The organism is Thermus sp. CCB_US3_UF1, from assembly GCF_000236585.1.
GTDB lineage: Bacteria > Deinococcota > Deinococci > Deinococcales > Thermaceae > Thermus.
In genome coordinates, this window is record NC_017278.1 from 473,569 (window position 1) to 486,470 (window position 12,902).

General features: G+C 65.8%; 20 protein-coding genes and 1 tRNA gene. All 21 read left to right on the forward strand.

The window, feature by feature from the left end; translation table 11 throughout:
- Positions 1 to 48: 48 nt before the first annotated feature.
- Positions 49 to 885 carry a hypothetical protein gene (locus tag TCCBUS3UF1_RS02180; protein WP_014514866.1) on the forward strand — a complete coding sequence of 279 codons (837 nt, stop codon included), beginning with the start codon at positions 49 to 51 and terminating at the stop codon, positions 883 to 885.
- A gap of 196 nt (positions 886 to 1,081) precedes the next feature.
- Positions 1,082 to 1,504, forward strand: a complete 423-nt coding sequence (locus TCCBUS3UF1_RS02185; protein ID WP_014514867.1) for a 3D domain-containing protein — start codon at positions 1,082 to 1,084, stop codon at positions 1,502 to 1,504.
- Between the two features lie 17 nt (positions 1,505 to 1,521).
- Positions 1,522 to 2,637 (forward strand): FtsX-like permease family protein, encoded by a 1,116-nt coding sequence (locus tag TCCBUS3UF1_RS02190; protein ID WP_014514868.1) that lies wholly within the window; start codon positions 1,522 to 1,524, stop codon positions 2,635 to 2,637.
- A gap of 40 nt (positions 2,638 to 2,677) precedes the next feature.
- Positions 2,678 to 2,752, forward strand: a tRNA-Thr gene (locus TCCBUS3UF1_RS02195).
- 204 nt (positions 2,753 to 2,956) lie between these two features.
- On the forward strand, positions 2,957 to 3,361 hold the full coding sequence (rpsL, locus tag TCCBUS3UF1_RS02200) for a 30S ribosomal protein S12 (RefSeq protein WP_038049609.1): 405 nt from the start codon (positions 2,957 to 2,959) through the stop codon (positions 3,359 to 3,361).
- A 7-nt stretch (positions 3,362 to 3,368) separates the two neighbouring features.
- Complete coding sequence (gene rpsG / locus TCCBUS3UF1_RS02205) at positions 3,369 to 3,839, forward strand: 30S ribosomal protein S7 (RefSeq protein ID WP_014514870.1); 471 nt, start codon at positions 3,369 to 3,371, stop codon at positions 3,837 to 3,839.
- 3 nt (positions 3,840 to 3,842) lie between these two features.
- The gene (gene fusA, locus TCCBUS3UF1_RS02210; RefSeq protein WP_014514871.1) at positions 3,843 to 5,918 is read left to right on the forward strand and encodes an elongation factor G; all 2,076 of its coding nucleotides are present in this window, start codon (positions 3,843 to 3,845) and stop codon (positions 5,916 to 5,918) included.
- 58 nt (positions 5,919 to 5,976) lie between these two features.
- Entirely contained in the window at positions 5,977 to 7,197 is a 1,221-nt protein-coding gene (gene tuf / locus TCCBUS3UF1_RS02215; protein WP_014514872.1) for an elongation factor Tu, read from the forward strand.
- A gap of 8 nt (positions 7,198 to 7,205) precedes the next feature.
- Positions 7,206 to 7,523, forward strand: a complete 318-nt coding sequence (rpsJ, locus tag TCCBUS3UF1_RS02220; RefSeq protein ID WP_014514873.1) for a 30S ribosomal protein S10 — start codon at positions 7,206 to 7,208, stop codon at positions 7,521 to 7,523.
- Positions 7,520 to 8,140 carry a 50S ribosomal protein L3 gene (gene rplC, locus TCCBUS3UF1_RS02225; protein ID WP_014514874.1) on the forward strand — a complete coding sequence of 207 codons (621 nt, stop codon included), beginning with the start codon at positions 7,520 to 7,522 and terminating at the stop codon, positions 8,138 to 8,140. The genes rpsJ and rplC overlap by 4 nt, the downstream gene beginning before the upstream one ends.
- An 8-nt stretch (positions 8,141 to 8,148) precedes the next feature.
- Positions 8,149 to 8,769, forward strand: a complete 621-nt coding sequence (rplD, locus tag TCCBUS3UF1_RS02230) for a 50S ribosomal protein L4 (protein WP_041433948.1) — start codon at positions 8,149 to 8,151, stop codon at positions 8,767 to 8,769.
- On the forward strand, positions 8,766 to 9,056 hold the full coding sequence (locus TCCBUS3UF1_RS02235) for a 50S ribosomal protein L23 (protein WP_014514876.1): 291 nt from the start codon (positions 8,766 to 8,768) through the stop codon (positions 9,054 to 9,056). Before rplD ends, TCCBUS3UF1_RS02235 begins: the two co-directional genes overlap by 4 nt.
- Before the next feature lie 51 nt (positions 9,057 to 9,107).
- Complete coding sequence (gene rplB, locus TCCBUS3UF1_RS02240) at positions 9,108 to 9,938, forward strand: 50S ribosomal protein L2 (protein WP_014514877.1); 831 nt, start codon at positions 9,108 to 9,110, stop codon at positions 9,936 to 9,938.
- Positions 9,939 to 9,946: 8 nt separating this feature from the next.
- On the forward strand, positions 9,947 to 10,228 hold the full coding sequence (rpsS, locus tag TCCBUS3UF1_RS02245) for a 30S ribosomal protein S19 (protein ID WP_011173711.1): 282 nt from the start codon (positions 9,947 to 9,949) through the stop codon (positions 10,226 to 10,228).
- Positions 10,229 to 10,230: 2 nt separating this feature from the next.
- The gene (gene rplV / locus TCCBUS3UF1_RS02250) at positions 10,231 to 10,572 is read left to right on the forward strand and encodes a 50S ribosomal protein L22 (protein WP_014514878.1); all 342 of its coding nucleotides are present in this window, start codon (positions 10,231 to 10,233) and stop codon (positions 10,570 to 10,572) included.
- Positions 10,562 to 11,281, forward strand: coding sequence for a 30S ribosomal protein S3 (gene rpsC, locus TCCBUS3UF1_RS02255; protein WP_014514879.1), 720 nt, complete (start codon positions 10,562 to 10,564; stop codon positions 11,279 to 11,281). Before rplV ends, rpsC begins: the two co-directional genes overlap by 11 nt.
- Positions 11,282 to 11,284: 3 nt before the next feature.
- Positions 11,285 to 11,710, forward strand: coding sequence for a 50S ribosomal protein L16 (rplP, locus tag TCCBUS3UF1_RS02260; RefSeq protein WP_014514880.1), 426 nt, complete (start codon positions 11,285 to 11,287; stop codon positions 11,708 to 11,710).
- A complete protein-coding gene (gene rpmC, locus TCCBUS3UF1_RS02265; protein WP_014514881.1) occupies positions 11,697 to 11,894 on the forward strand; it encodes a 50S ribosomal protein L29 in 198 nt (65 codons plus the stop codon). Before rplP ends, rpmC begins: the two co-directional genes overlap by 14 nt.
- Complete coding sequence (rpsQ, locus tag TCCBUS3UF1_RS02270; protein ID WP_014514882.1) at positions 11,887 to 12,204, forward strand: 30S ribosomal protein S17; 318 nt, start codon at positions 11,887 to 11,889, stop codon at positions 12,202 to 12,204. Before rpmC ends, rpsQ begins: the two co-directional genes overlap by 8 nt.
- Positions 12,201 to 12,569 carry a 50S ribosomal protein L14 gene (gene rplN / locus TCCBUS3UF1_RS02275; protein WP_003043914.1) on the forward strand — a complete coding sequence of 123 codons (369 nt, stop codon included), beginning with the start codon at positions 12,201 to 12,203 and terminating at the stop codon, positions 12,567 to 12,569. Before rpsQ ends, rplN begins: the two co-directional genes overlap by 4 nt.
- Positions 12,569 to 12,901: a 50S ribosomal protein L24 gene (gene rplX / locus TCCBUS3UF1_RS02280; RefSeq protein ID WP_014514883.1), complete on the forward strand. Its 333-nt coding sequence runs from the start codon at positions 12,569 to 12,571 to the stop codon at positions 12,899 to 12,901. Before rplN ends, rplX begins: the two co-directional genes overlap by 1 nt.
- The last annotated feature ends 1 nt before the right edge of the window (position 12,902 follow it).

The following is a 12,902-nucleotide window of genomic DNA, read 5'->3' on the forward strand; positions in this document are numbered from 1 at the left end:
GCCTTCCCCCTTTCCCAAGGGCTATGCTGAGGGGAAAGGGGGGTTGTCATGTGGCGTATCCTTTTGGGGGTTCTTGTCCTGGTGCTGGGTGCCTGCGGCCTCGAGGGGCCGCCTCCGGCCAGCGGCGAGCTCGGCGTGGGCGGTAGCGTGGTGGCTAGCCTCCCGGCGGCAAGGGTGGGACCTGGGGATAGGCCGGTTCCCTCAGTGGCGGTCTACCGAATCCTTCTGCAGCAGGGTGGGGCTGTCCAGGTGAGTGCGGTTTCCGCGGGGCTGCAACTTCGGGCCAACCTCCGGTTGGTCCTGCTGGACTCCCGGGGTGTGGTCCAGGCGGTCAGCGTAGCCAGGGATCGCTTCGGGTTGCCCTCTCAGGCCTATGCCTTTCCCCTGGGGCTTTCCCCCCAGGTTTTTCCCGACGTGGGCGTGCGCCTTAACTTCCGGGGGGGAGCGAACCAGGTCTTCTACCTCAGGGTGGAGAACTTCGCCACCGAGCCCGATACGGTGAACGTGCAGGCCGCTTCCTTCCTTCCCGATCCCAACGGGGAACCTGGAGGGCCTTTGCAGACCCTGCCTTCTGGAATCACCCGAGGGGCCATTGAGTTTGTGGGTGAAGCGGATTTCTACCGTCTGCAGTCTGGTAGTGGGCCTTACCTTTGCTTTGATCCAGGAATCTTGGACCTTGTGGCCAAAATCTCCGCAGGGACCACGCCCGCAAACCCTGTCCGCCTGGACCGGGTAGTGCGGGGGGTAAACCTCAACGATCTGGACTTCACACCCACCCTGCTGGTGGTGCAGGAGCGCACCCAGTCCATGGCGGGCTTCAACGACATGGAGGCGCGGTGGAGCGGCCGCTATACCCTGACGCTTTCCCCTATCCCTTGCCCCTAGGGGGCTTTGAGGGATCTTAGAGCTGGCTAAAGGAAGCAAAGACTTTTCTCATACACTCCCGCCGGATAAGCCCCCTATCCGGCGGGCTTTTTAAAATCGGGAAATTTTACAAGACTGACCCCAGGGGCCCTCCATGAGGTCACCCCCTCATCTTTCTCAGGAGGCTCCAGGGTTGGCCCGCATACTTGGGGGCGCTATGCGGGGTTTGTTTTTCGCGCTCTTCCTGGCCCTCGCCGTTGCGGGGGCATGGGCCCAGGAGAAGACCGTCCTGCGGCTTCAGGCCACGGCCTACACCTCCAGCGTCCGGGAAACCGACCGCACCCCTTTCGTCACCGCCACGGGCATGCGCACCCGGCTTGGGGTGTTGGCGGTAAGCCCCGACCTCCTCAAGGTGCTCCCCTACGGCACAAAGGTGCGCCTGCGCGACCTGGGCAGCGTCCAGGGCCGGGGCCGGGGGCAGTTCGCCTACCTTTTCCAAGACCGGGTCTTCGTGGTGGCGGACGTCATGCACTCCCGGATGCGGCGGAAGGTGGATGTCTGGCTGCCTGACCGGGCCACGGCCCTGCGCTTCGGCCTCCGCTGGGTGGAGTTGGAGGTGGTGGCCTACCCCAAGCGCTAAGGCCGTATCTTAGAGGCGTGCGCTTCGCCCTTTTCCTCGCCCTGGCCCACCTACGGCGCCGGCCCCTGCAGACCGCCTTGGCCCTTTTGGGTGTGGGCGTGGGGGTGGCCGTCCTCCTGGCGGCCCTTTCCCTCACCAATGGCTTCGTGAGTGGGTTGGTGCGGGCCACCTTGAAGGCCTACCCTCACCTGGTCCTCTTCAGCCTCGGCCAAGACCTCCCGCCCCTACCCCCCCACCCGGAGGTGGAGGGGGCCGCCCCCTTCGCCGCCACCAAGGCCCTCCTCATCCGTCCCGCCGAGGGGGCCCGGGGGCCTGGGGTGGACTTCGCCACCCTGGTGGGGCTGGGGGAAGGGGGGGAGGCCCTGTACCCCGAGCTGGGCCTTCGCCTCGAGCCCGGGGGCATCTACCTGGGTTCGGCCCTGGTGCAGTCCTTGGGGGTTGTGGTGGGGGAGAGGATCTACGCCATGTCCGCCACCCAAGAACGGCTTACCCTGAGGGTCCTGGGGTCGTTCCGCACCGGCAACTACCTTCTGGATTCGGGGTACGCCTTTGTGGACCTCAAGACCCTGGAGCGGCTTTCCGGCCTGAGGGCCCAGGGGTACCAGGTGCGCCTAAAAGACCCCTGGCGGGCCAGGGAAGTGGGCTTTGAACTGGCCGGCACCCGGTTTTTCCCCCAGGCCTGGCAGGACACCCAGCGGACCCTTCTGGAGCAGCTGGCCCTGCAGAAGCAGGTGCTGGGCATCCTGATCTTCCTCATCGTGGCGGTGGCGGCCTTGGGGGTGGCTAACCTCCTGGTGCTCAAGGTGGTGGAGAAGACCCCGGAGATCGCCCTTCTCCGGTCCATGGGGGCCTCGAGGCTCACCGTGGGCCTGGTCTTTGCCCTGGAAGGGGTTTTCCTGGGGGTGGGGGGGGTAGGGTTGGGCAACCTCCTGGGCTACGCCCTCGGCCTTTACCTCTCCCTCCGCCCCGTGCCCCTGCCCGGGGAGCTTTACTTTCTCACCCACTTGCCCGTGGAGATGCGCCTGGCCGACTTCCTGGCGGTCAGCGGGGCCAGCCTGGTGGCCACCCTGCTTTCCGCCCTCCTTCCCCTTTGGCGCGCCCTCCAGGTCCAGCCGGGGGTGGTGCTGCGGTAGTTGCCAAAGGCGCCCCTCTGTCCTAAACTCTTGGGGGCGGGCCGGTGTAGCTCAGCGGTAGAGCAACCGCCTCGTAAGCGGTAGGCCGCCGGTTCGAATCCGGCCACCGGCTCCAGACCCTTTGGGCCCCGCCACGTGGCGGGGCCTTCCCTTCTTGCCAAAAAGCCCCTAGCCCTGTACACTAGGCAAGTTGAGGGCCCTCAGGGCCAGCCCCTGGCCCTGAGGGTAGTGCCCTGTGCGGGCTAAATCGGGGGAGAGCCCTCCCCCGGGCGGATCTTGAGAACACGGGGGCAAGTCCAAGAAGAAGGGAGTGGTGGCACTGCCGACGATCAATCAGCTAGTCCGAAGGGGCCGCGAGAAGGTCCAGAAGAAGAGCAAGGTTCCGGCCTTGAAAGGCTCGCCTTTCCGCCGGGGGGTATGCACGGTGGTGCGCACCGTAACCCCCAAGAAGCCCAACTCCGCCCTGCGCAAGGTGGCCAAGGTGCGCCTCACCTCTGGCTACGAGGTGACCGCGTACATCCCCGGGGAAGGGCACAACCTGCAGGAGCACTCCGTGGTCCTCATCCGGGGTGGCCGTGTGAAGGACCTGCCGGGCGTGCGCTACCACATCGTCCGTGGGGTCTACGACACCCAGGGGGTGAAGGACCGCAAGAAGAGCCGCTCCAAGTACGGGACCAAGAGGCCCAAGGAGACCAAGGGCGCGGCTCCCGCCAAGAAGAAGTAGGTGCGCTATGGCCCGGAGAAGAAGAGCAGAGGTACGCCAGCTCCAGCCCGACCTGGTCTACGGGGACGTGGTGGTGTCGGCCTTCATCAACAAGATCATGCGGGACGGCAAGAAGAACCTGGCCGCCCGCATCTTCTACGACGCCTGCCGCATCATCCAGGAGAAGACCGGGCAGGAGCCCCTGAAGGTCTTTAAGCAGGCGGTGGAGAACGTCAAGCCCCGCCTCGAGGTCCGCTCCCGTCGGGTGGGTGGGGCCAACTACCAGGTGCCCATGGAGGTTTCTCCCCGCAGGCAGCAGTCCTTGGCCCTGCGCTGGCTGGTGCAGGCGGCCAACGCCCGCTCGGAGCGCGGCGCGGCGGTGCGCATCGCCCACGAGCTCATGGACGCCGCCGAGGGCAAGGGCGGGGCGGTGAAGAAGAAGGAGGACGTGGAGCGGATGGCCGAGGCCAACCGCGCCTACGCCCATTACCGGTGGTAAGCCATGGCGGTCAAGGTAGAGTACGACCTAAAGAGGCTCCGCAACATCGGCATCGCCGCCCACATCGACGCCGGCAAGACCACCACCACCGAGCGCATCCTCTACTACACCGGCAAGATCCACAAGATCGGCGAGGTCCACGAGGGCGCGGCCACCATGGACTTCATGGAGCAGGAGCGGGAGCGGGGCATCACCATCACCGCCGCCGTGACCACCTGCTTCTGGAGGGACCACCGCATCAACATCATCGACACCCCCGGCCACGTGGACTTCACCATTGAGGTGGAGCGCTCCATGCGGGTGCTGGACGGGGCCATCGTGGTCTTTGACTCCAGCCAGGGGGTGGAGCCCCAGTCGGAGACCGTCTGGCGCCAGGCGGAAAAGTACAAGGTCCCCCGCATCGCCTTCGCCAACAAGATGGACAAGACGGGGGCCGACCTCTGGCTCGTCATCCGCACCATGCAGGAGCGCCTGGGGGCCAGGCCGGTGGTCATGCAGCTGCCCATCGGCCGGGAGGACACCTTCTCGGGGATCATCGACGTCCTCAGGATGAAGGCCTACACCTACGGCAACGACCTGGGCACGGATATCCGCGAGATCCCCATCCCCGAGGAGTACCTGGACCAGGCCCGGGAGTACCACGAGAAGCTCATTGAGGCCGCCGCCGACTTTGACGAGAACATCATGCTCAAGTACCTGGAGGGGGAGGAGCCATCCGAGGAGGAGCTGGTGGCGGCCATCCGCAAGGGGACCATTGACATCAAGATCACCCCCGTGTTTCTCGGCTCCGCCCTCAAGAACAAGGGCGTCCAGCTCCTCCTGGATGCGGTGGTGGACTACCTCCCCTCCCCCCTGGACATCCCCCCCATCCGCGGCACCACCCCCGAGGGGGAAACCGTGGAGATCTACCCTGACCCCGAGGGGCCCCTTTCCGCCTTGGCCTTCAAGATCATGGCCGACCCCTACGTGGGCCGCCTCACCTTCATTCGTGTCTACTCCGGCACCATCACCTCGGGCTCCTACGTCTACAACACCACCAAGGGCCGGAAGGAGCGGGTGGCGAGGCTCTTAAGGATGCACGCCAACCACCGGGAGGAGGTGGAGGAGCTGAAGGCCGGGGACCTGGGGGCGGTGGTGGGCCTCAAGGAGACCATCACCGGCGACACCCTGGTGGGCGAGGATGCCCCCCGGGTGATCCTGGAGTCCATCGAGGTGCCCGAGCCGGTCATCGACGTGGCCATTGAGCCCAAGACCAAGGCCGATCAGGACAAGCTTTCCCAGGCCTTGGCCCGCTTGGCGGAGGAGGACCCCACCTTCCGCGTTTCCACCCATCCGGAAACCGGCCAGACCATCATCTCCGGGATGGGGGAGCTCCACCTGGAGATCATCGTGGACCGGCTCAAGCGGGAGTTCAAGGTGGACGCCAACGTGGGCAAGCCCCAGGTGGCCTACCGCGAGACCATCACCCGCCCGGTGGACGTGGAGGGCAAGTTCATCCGTCAGACCGGTGGCCGCGGCCAGTACGGCCACGTGAAGATCAAGGCCGAGCCCCTGCCCCGTGGTTCCGGCTTTGAGTTCGTCAACGCCATCGTGGGCGGGGTGATCCCTAAGGAGTACATCCCCGCGGTGCAGAAGGGCATCGAGGAGGCCATGCAGTCCGGTCCCCTCATCGGCTTCCCCGTGGTGGACGTCAAGGTCACCCTCTACGACGGCTCCTACCACGAGGTGGACTCCTCGGAGATGGCCTTCAAGATCGCCGGTTCCATGGCCATCAAGGAGGCGGTGCAGAAGGGGGATCCGGTGATCCTCGAGCCCATCATGCGGGTGGAGGTCACCACCCCCGAGGAGTACATGGGCGACGTCATCGGCGACCTGAACTCCCGCCGGGGCCAGATCCTGGGCATGGAGCCCCGGGGCAACGCCCAGGTGATCCGGGCCTACGTCCCCCTGGCGGAGATGTTCGGCTACGCCACGGATCTGCGCTCCAAGACCCAGGGCCGGGGCTCCTTCGTCATGTTCTTCGACCACTACCAGGAGGTCCCCAAGCAGGTGCAGGAGAAGCTCATCAAGGGGCAGTAAGGACCTTTAGGGGGTGGGCCTTTGGGCCCACCCATGCTTGCCGAAAGGAGTAGCAAAGATGGCCAAGGGCGAGTTTATCCGCACGAAGCCCCACGTGAACGTGGGGACGATTGGGCACGTGGACCACGGGAAGACGACGCTGACGGCGGCGCTGACGTTTGTAGCGGCGGCGGAGAACCCCAATGTGGAGGTGAAGGACTACGGGGAGATTGACAAGGCGCCGGAGGAGCGTGCGCGGGGGATTACCATCAACACGGCGCACGTGGAGTACGAGACGGCGGCGCGGCACTACTCCCACGTGGATTGTCCTGGGCACGCGGACTACATCAAGAACATGATTACGGGTGCGGCCCAGATGGACGGGGCGATTCTTGTGGTGTCGGCGGCGGACGGGCCGATGCCGCAGACGCGGGAGCACATTTTGTTGGCGCGGCAGGTGGGGGTTCCGTACATCGTGGTGTTCATGAACAAGGTGGACATGGTGGACGACCCCGAGCTTTTGGACCTGGTGGAGATGGAGGTGAGGGACCTTTTGAACCAGTACGAGTTTCCTGGGGATGAGGTTCCGGTGATTCGCGGGAGTGCGCTTTTGGCGCTGGAGCAGATGCACAAGAACCCCCAGACGAAGCGAGGGGAGAACGAGTGGGTGGACCGGATTTGGGAGCTGTTGGACGCCATTGACAGGTACATTCCCACGCCGCAGCGGGACGTGGACAAGCCGTTCTTGATGCCGGTGGAGGACGTGTTTACCATCACGGGTCGTGGGACGGTAGCCACGGGGCGGATTGAGCGGGGCAAGGTGAAGGTTGGGGACGAGGTGGAGATTGTGGGCCTTGCTCCGGAGACGCGGAAGACGGTGGTGACCGGTGTAGAGATGCACCGGAAGACTTTGCAGGAGGGGATAGCTGGGGACAATGTAGGTTTGCTCCTGCGGGGTGTAGGGCGGGACGAGGTGGAGCGGGGGCAGGTTTTAGCGAAGCCTGGGAGCATTACGCCGCACACGAAGTTTGAGGCTTCGGTGTACATCTTGAAGAAGGAGGAGGGTGGGCGGCACACGGGTTTTTTCACGGGGTACCGTCCGCAGTTTTACTTTAGGACGACGGATGTGACGGGGGTGGTGGAGTTGCCCCAGGGGGTGGAGATGGTGATGCCTGGGGACAACGTGACGTTTGTGGTGGAGCTGATCAAGCCGGTGGCGTTGGAGGAGGGTTTGCGGTTTGCCATCCGGGAGGGTGGGCGGACCGTGGGCGCCGGCGTGGTCACCAAGATCCTGGAGTGAGGTGAAGCATGCCCAAGATCCGCATCAAGCTTCGGGGCTTTGACCACAAGACCCTGGACGCCTCCGCCCAGAAGATCGTGGAGGCGGCGCGGCGTTCCGGGGCCCAGGTCTCTGGCCCCGTGCCCTTGCCGACCCGGGTGCGGCGCTTCACCGTGATCCGGGGGCCTTTCAAACACAAGGACTCCCGGGAGCACTTTGAGCTCCGCACCCACAACCGCCTGGTGGACATCCTGAACCCCAACCGCAAGACCATCGAGAGCCTCATGTCCTTGGACCTGCCCACCGGCGTGGAGATCGAGATCAAGACCGTGGGAGGTGGCAAGTGAAGGGCATCCTGGGCACGAAGGTGGGGATGACCCGGATCTACAAGGAGGATCGGGCCATTCCCGTTACCGTGATCCTGGCCGGCCCCTGCCCGGTGGTCCAGCGGCGTACCCCGGAGAAGGACGGCTACGTGGCCGTGCAGCTGGGCTTCCAGCCCCAGAACCCCAAGCGGGTGAACCGGCCCCTGAAGGGGCATTTCGCCCGGGCTGGGGTGGAGCCGGTGCGGATCTTGAAGGAGATCCGCGACTTCAACCCCGAAGGGGATGTGGTGACGGTGGAGATCTTCCAGCCTGGGGAGCGGGTGGACGTCACCGGCACCTCCAAGGGGCGGGGTACCGCGGGCGTGATGAAGCGCTGGAACTTTGCGGGCGGGCCCGATTCCCACGGCGCCCACAAGATCCACCGTCACCCGGGTTCCATCGGTAACCGCAAGACCCCTGGCCGCGTCTACAAGGGCAAGCGCATGGCGGGCCGGTATGGAGCCGAGCGGGTCACGGTGATGAACCTCGAGGTGGTGGACGTGATCCCCGAGGAGAACCTCCTCTTGGTCAAGGGCGCGGTGCCGGGGCCCAGTGGCGGCCTGGTGGTGGTGCGCGAGACCAAGAAGGTGGCCAAGTGAAGGAGGGCATGGTGTACCAGATTCCTGTCCTTTCCCCTACCGGCAAGCGGGAGCTTGCCGCCGACCTTCCCCAGGAGGTCAACCCCCATCTCCTTTGGGAGGTGGTGCGTTGGCAGCTGGCTTCCCGGCGTCGGGGCACCGCCAGCACCAAGACCCGGGGGGAGGTGGCCTACTCCAGCCGCAAGATCTACCCCCAGAAGCACACCGGCCGGGCCCGCCACGGGGACATCGGCGCCCCCATCTTCGTGGGAGGCGGCACCGTGTTTGGCCCCAAGCCCCGGGACTACGCCTACACCTTGCCCAAGAAGGTGCGTAGGGCCGGCCTAGCCATGGCCGTGGCCGACCGGGCCCGGGAGGGGAAGCTCCTCCTGGTGGAGGCCTTCGCCGGGGTGAACGGAAAGACCAAGGAGTTCCTGGCCTGGGCCAAGGCCGCGGGCCTGGACGGCTCCGAGACTGTCCTCCTGGTGGCGGAAAGCGAGGCGGTGCGGCGCGCGGCCCGTAACCTCCCCTGGGTGGTTACCCTGGCCCCCGAGGGCTTGAACGTCTACGATATCCTGCGCACCGAGCGCCTGGTCATGGACCTCAAGGCCTGGGAGGCCTTCCAGGCCCGCGTGGGAGGTGAGGCGTGAAGACGGCGTTTGACGTGATCCTGGCCCCGGTGCTTTCGGAAAAGGCCTACGCGGGCTTCGCCGAGGGCAAGTACACCTTCTGGGTCCACCCCAAGGCCACCAAGACCGAGATCAAGAACGCGGTGGAGGCGGCCTTCAAGGTCAAGGTGGTGGGGGTGAACACCCTGAACGTGCGGGGTAAGAAGAAGCGCCTGGGCCGCTACCTGGGCAAGCGCCCCGACCGCAAGAAGGCCATCGTGCAGGTGGCCGCCGGGCAGAAGATCGAGGCCTTGGAGGGCCTCATCTAAAAGACCTTCCGGGAGGGGAGCCCGGCCCCGATCCGGTAAGGAGGAGAGAGGATGGCAGTCAAGAAGTTCAAACCCTACACCCCAAGCCGCCGCTTCATGACGGTGGCCGACTTCTCCGAGATCACCAAGACCGAGCCGGAGAAGTCCCTGGTCAAGCCCCTGAAGAAAACCGGGGGGCGGAACAACCAGGGCCGCATCACCGTGCGCTTCAGGGGCGGTGGCCACAAGCGGCTCTACCGCATCGTGGACTTCAAGCGCTGGGATAAGGCGGGCATCCCCGCCAAGGTGGCGGCCATTGAGTACGACCCCAACCGCTCTGCCCGCATCGCCCTGCTCCACTACGCCGACGGGGAGAAGCGCTACATCCTCGCCCCCGAGGGGCTTGCCGTGGGGCAGCAGGTGGTGGCGGGGCCCGATGCCCCCATCCAGGTGGGCAATGCCCTCCCCTTGCGCTTCATCCCCGTGGGTACCGTGGTGCACGCGGTGGAGCTTGAGCCCAAGAAAGGGGCCAAGCTGGCCCGCTCCGCCGGTACCAGCACCCAGATCCAGGGCCGGGAGGGGGACTACGTCATCCTCCGCCTGCCCTCGGGGGAGCTCAGGAAGGTCCACGGGGAGTGCTACGCCACGGTGGGCTCCGTGGGCAACGCCGACCACAAGAACGTGGTCCTGGGCAAGGCGGGGCGTACCCGTTGGCTTGGCCGCAAGCCCCACGTGCGCGGTGCGGCCATGAACCCGGTGGACCACCCCCACGGCGGCGGTGAGGGCCGGGCGCCCCGGGGCCGTCCCCCCGCTTCTCCTTGGGGTTGGCAGACCAAGGGGCTCAAGACCCGGAAGCGGCGCAAGCCCTCCAGCCGCTTCATCCTTGCCCGGCGCAAGAAGTGAGGTGAGCCATGCCGCGTAGCTTGAAGAAGGGCGTATTCGTAGATGACCACCTCTTGGAGAAGGTGCTGGAGCTGAACGCCAAGGGGGAGAAGCGGCTCATCAAGACCTGGAGCCGCCGCTCCACCATCGTTCCCGAGATGGTGGGCCATACCATTGCGGTCTACAACGGCAAGCAGCACGTGCCCGTCTACATCACCGAGAACATGGTGGGGCACAAGCTGGGGGAGTTCGCGCCCACCCGCACCTACCGGGGGCACGGCAAAGAGGCTAAGGCCACCAAGAAGAAGTAGCCATGGAAGCGAAAGCCATTGCCCGTTACGTGCGCATCGCCCCCAGGAAGGTCCGGCTGGTGGTGGACCTGATCCGGGGGAAGAGCCTCGAGGAGGCCCGCGCCATCCTGCGCTACACCCACAAGCGGGGGGCCTACCACGTGGCCAAGGTGCTGGAATCCGCCGCGGCCAACGCGGTGAACAACCACGACATGCTGGAGGACCGGCTCTTCGTGAAGGCGGCCTTTGTGGACGAGGGGCCTGCCCTGAAGCGGGTGCTGCCCCGGGCCCGGGGCCGGGCGGACATCATCAAGAAGAAGACCAGCCACATCACGGTGATCTTGGGGGAGAAGCATGGGAAATAAAATCCACCCCATCGGGTTCCGGCTTGGCATCACCCGGGACTGGGAGTCCCGCTGGTACGCGGGCAAGAAGCAGTACCGCCACCTTCTCCAGGAGGACCAGAGGATCCGGGAGGTCCTCACCAAGGAGCTCTACCCCGCCGGCCTGGCGCGGATCGATATTGAGCGGGCCGCGGACAACGTGGCCGTGACCGTGCACGTGGCCAAGCCGGGGGTGGTCATCGGCCGGGGCGGGGAGAAGATCAAGGTCCTGCGGGACACCCTGGCCAAGCTCACGGGGAAGAACGTGGCCCTGAACGTCCAGGAAATCCATAACCCCAACCTCTCCGCTCCCCTGGTGGCCCAGCGGGTGGCGGAGCAGATTGAGCGGCGCTTTGCCGTGCGCCGGGCCATCAAGCAGGCGGTGCAGCGGGTGATGGAGTCCGGGGCCAAGGGGGCTAAGGTGATCGTTTCCGGGCGCATCGGCGGCGCGGAACAGGCCCGCACCGAGTGGGCCGCCGAGGGCCGGGTGCCCTTGCACACCCTGCGTGCTAACATAGACTACGGCTTTGCCTTGGCCCGCACCACCTACGGGGTGCTGGGGGTCAAGGCGTACGTCTTCTTGGGCGAGGTGATCGGCGGCCAGAAGGCCAGGCCCCGCCCCGAAGGGGCTAAGCCGGAGGAGAAACCCCGCCGCCGCCGCCCCGCCGTGCGGGTGAAGAAGGAGGAGTAGGCCATGCTGATGCCCAGGCGCATGAAGTACCGGAAGCAGCACCGGGGCCGGATGAAGGGGGCGGCCAAGGGCGGGGATTACGTGGCCTTCGGCGACTTCGGCTTGGTGGCCATGGAGCCTGCCTGGATCACCGCCCAGCAGATCGAGGCCGCCCGTGTGGCCATGGTGCGCCACTTCCGCCGCGGGGGTAAGATCTTCATCCGCATCTTCCCCGACAAGCCCTACACCAAGAAGCCCCTCGAGGTGCGGATGGGTAAGGGCAAGGGCAACGTGGAGGGGTACGTGGCCGTGGTGAAGCCCGGCCGGGTGATGTTTGAGGTGGCCGGGGTCACGGAGGAGCAGGCCCTCGAGGCCCTGCGCATCGCCGGCCATAAGCTCCCCATCAAGACCAAGGTGGTGAGGAGGGACGCCTACGATGAAGCCCAGTGAGATCCGCAAGCTCTCTCCGGCGGAGATCGAGAAGCTGGTACGGGAGAAGAAGCGAGAACTCATGGAGCTCCGCTTCCAGGCCTCCATCGGCCAGCTTTCCCAGAACCACAGGGTCCGGGAGACCCGGCGCCTCATCGCCCGGCTCCTCACGATCCTGAACGAGAAGAGGAGGGCCAATGCCTAAGAAGGTGCTGACCGGGGTGGTGGTGAGCGACAAGATGCAGAAGACCGTCACGGTCTTGGTGGAGCGCCAGTTCCCCCACCCCCTTTACGGCAAGGTGATCAAGCGCTCCAAGAAGTACCTGGCCCACGACCCCGAGGAGCGGTACAAGGTGGGGGACGTGGTGGAGATCATCGAGTCCCGGCCCATCTCCAAGCGCAAGCGCTTTAGGGTCCTGCGCCTGGTGGAGGGGGGCCGCCTGGACTTGGTGGAAAAGTACCTGGTGCGCCGCCAGAACTACGCGAGCCTGTCCAAGCGGGGAGGTAAGGCATGATCCAGCCCCAGACCTACCTGGAGGTGGCCGACAACACCGGGGCCCGCAAGATCATGTGCATCCGTGTGCTCAAGGGCTCCAACGCCAAGTACGCCACGGTGGGGGACGTGATCGTGGCCAGCGTTAAGGAGGCCATCCCCCGCGGTGCGGTCAAGGAAGGGGACGTGGTCAAGGCGGTGGTGGTGCGCACCAAGAAGGAGGTCAAGCGCCCCGACGGTTCCGCCATCCGCTTTGACGACAACGCCGCCGTCATCATCAACAACCAGCTAGAACCCCGCGGCACCCGCGTCTTCGGCCCCGTGGCCCGCGAGCTGCGGGAGAAGGGCTTCATGAAGATCGTTTCCCTGGCCCCGGAGGTGCTCTGATGCAGGCCAAGGTTCACGTGAAGAAGGGGGACACCGTCTTGGTGGCCTCCGGCAAGTACAAGGGCCGGGTGGGTAAGGTGAAGGCCGTCCTGCCCAAGAAGGGCGCGGTGGTGGTGGAGGGGGTCAACCTGGTCAAGAAGGCGGTGCGGGTCAGCCCCCAGTACCCCCAGGGCGGTTTTGTGGAGCAGGAAGCCCCCCTGCACGCCTCTAAGGTGCGGCCCATCTGCCCCGCCTGCGGCAAGCCCACCCGGGTGCGCAAGAAGTTCCTGGAGGACGGGCGGAAGGTGAGGGCCTGCGCCAAGTGCGGCGGGTCTTTGGACGTGGAGGAGTAAG

Excerpts from the sequence above, each read along its gene's own strand:
- TCCBUS3UF1_RS02180 (WP_014514866.1), top strand. The coding sequence starts at position 49 with ATGTGGCGTATCCTTTTGGGGGTTCTTGTCCTGGTGCTGGGTGCCTGC.
- TCCBUS3UF1_RS02185 (WP_014514867.1), top strand. The coding sequence starts at position 1,082 with ATGCGGGGTTTGTTTTTCGCGCTCTTCCTGGCCCTCGCCGTTGCGGGG.
- rpsG (WP_014514870.1), top strand. The coding sequence starts at position 3,369 with ATGGCCCGGAGAAGAAGAGCAGAGGTACGCCAGCTCCAGCCCGACCTG.
- fusA (WP_014514871.1), top strand. The coding sequence starts at position 3,843 with ATGGCGGTCAAGGTAGAGTACGACCTAAAGAGGCTCCGCAACATCGGC.
- tuf (WP_014514872.1), top strand. The coding sequence starts at position 5,977 with ATGGCCAAGGGCGAGTTTATCCGCACGAAGCCCCACGTGAACGTGGGG.
- rpsJ (WP_014514873.1), top strand. The coding sequence starts at position 7,206 with ATGCCCAAGATCCGCATCAAGCTTCGGGGCTTTGACCACAAGACCCTG.
- rplD (WP_041433948.1), top strand. The coding sequence starts at position 8,149 with ATGGTGTACCAGATTCCTGTCCTTTCCCCTACCGGCAAGCGGGAGCTT.
- rplB (WP_014514877.1), top strand. The coding sequence starts at position 9,108 with ATGGCAGTCAAGAAGTTCAAACCCTACACCCCAAGCCGCCGCTTCATG.
- rpsS (WP_011173711.1), top strand. The coding sequence starts at position 9,947 with ATGCCGCGTAGCTTGAAGAAGGGCGTATTCGTAGATGACCACCTCTTG.
- rplV (WP_014514878.1), top strand. The coding sequence starts at position 10,231 with ATGGAAGCGAAAGCCATTGCCCGTTACGTGCGCATCGCCCCCAGGAAG.
- rpsC (WP_014514879.1), top strand. The coding sequence starts at position 10,562 with ATGGGAAATAAAATCCACCCCATCGGGTTCCGGCTTGGCATCACCCGG.
- rplP (WP_014514880.1), top strand. The coding sequence starts at position 11,285 with ATGCTGATGCCCAGGCGCATGAAGTACCGGAAGCAGCACCGGGGCCGG.
- rpmC (WP_014514881.1), top strand. The coding sequence starts at position 11,697 with ATGAAGCCCAGTGAGATCCGCAAGCTCTCTCCGGCGGAGATCGAGAAG.
- rpsQ (WP_014514882.1), top strand. The coding sequence starts at position 11,887 with ATGCCTAAGAAGGTGCTGACCGGGGTGGTGGTGAGCGACAAGATGCAG.
- rplN (WP_003043914.1), top strand. The coding sequence starts at position 12,201 with ATGATCCAGCCCCAGACCTACCTGGAGGTGGCCGACAACACCGGGGCC.
- rplX (WP_014514883.1), top strand. The coding sequence starts at position 12,569 with ATGCAGGCCAAGGTTCACGTGAAGAAGGGGGACACCGTCTTGGTGGCC.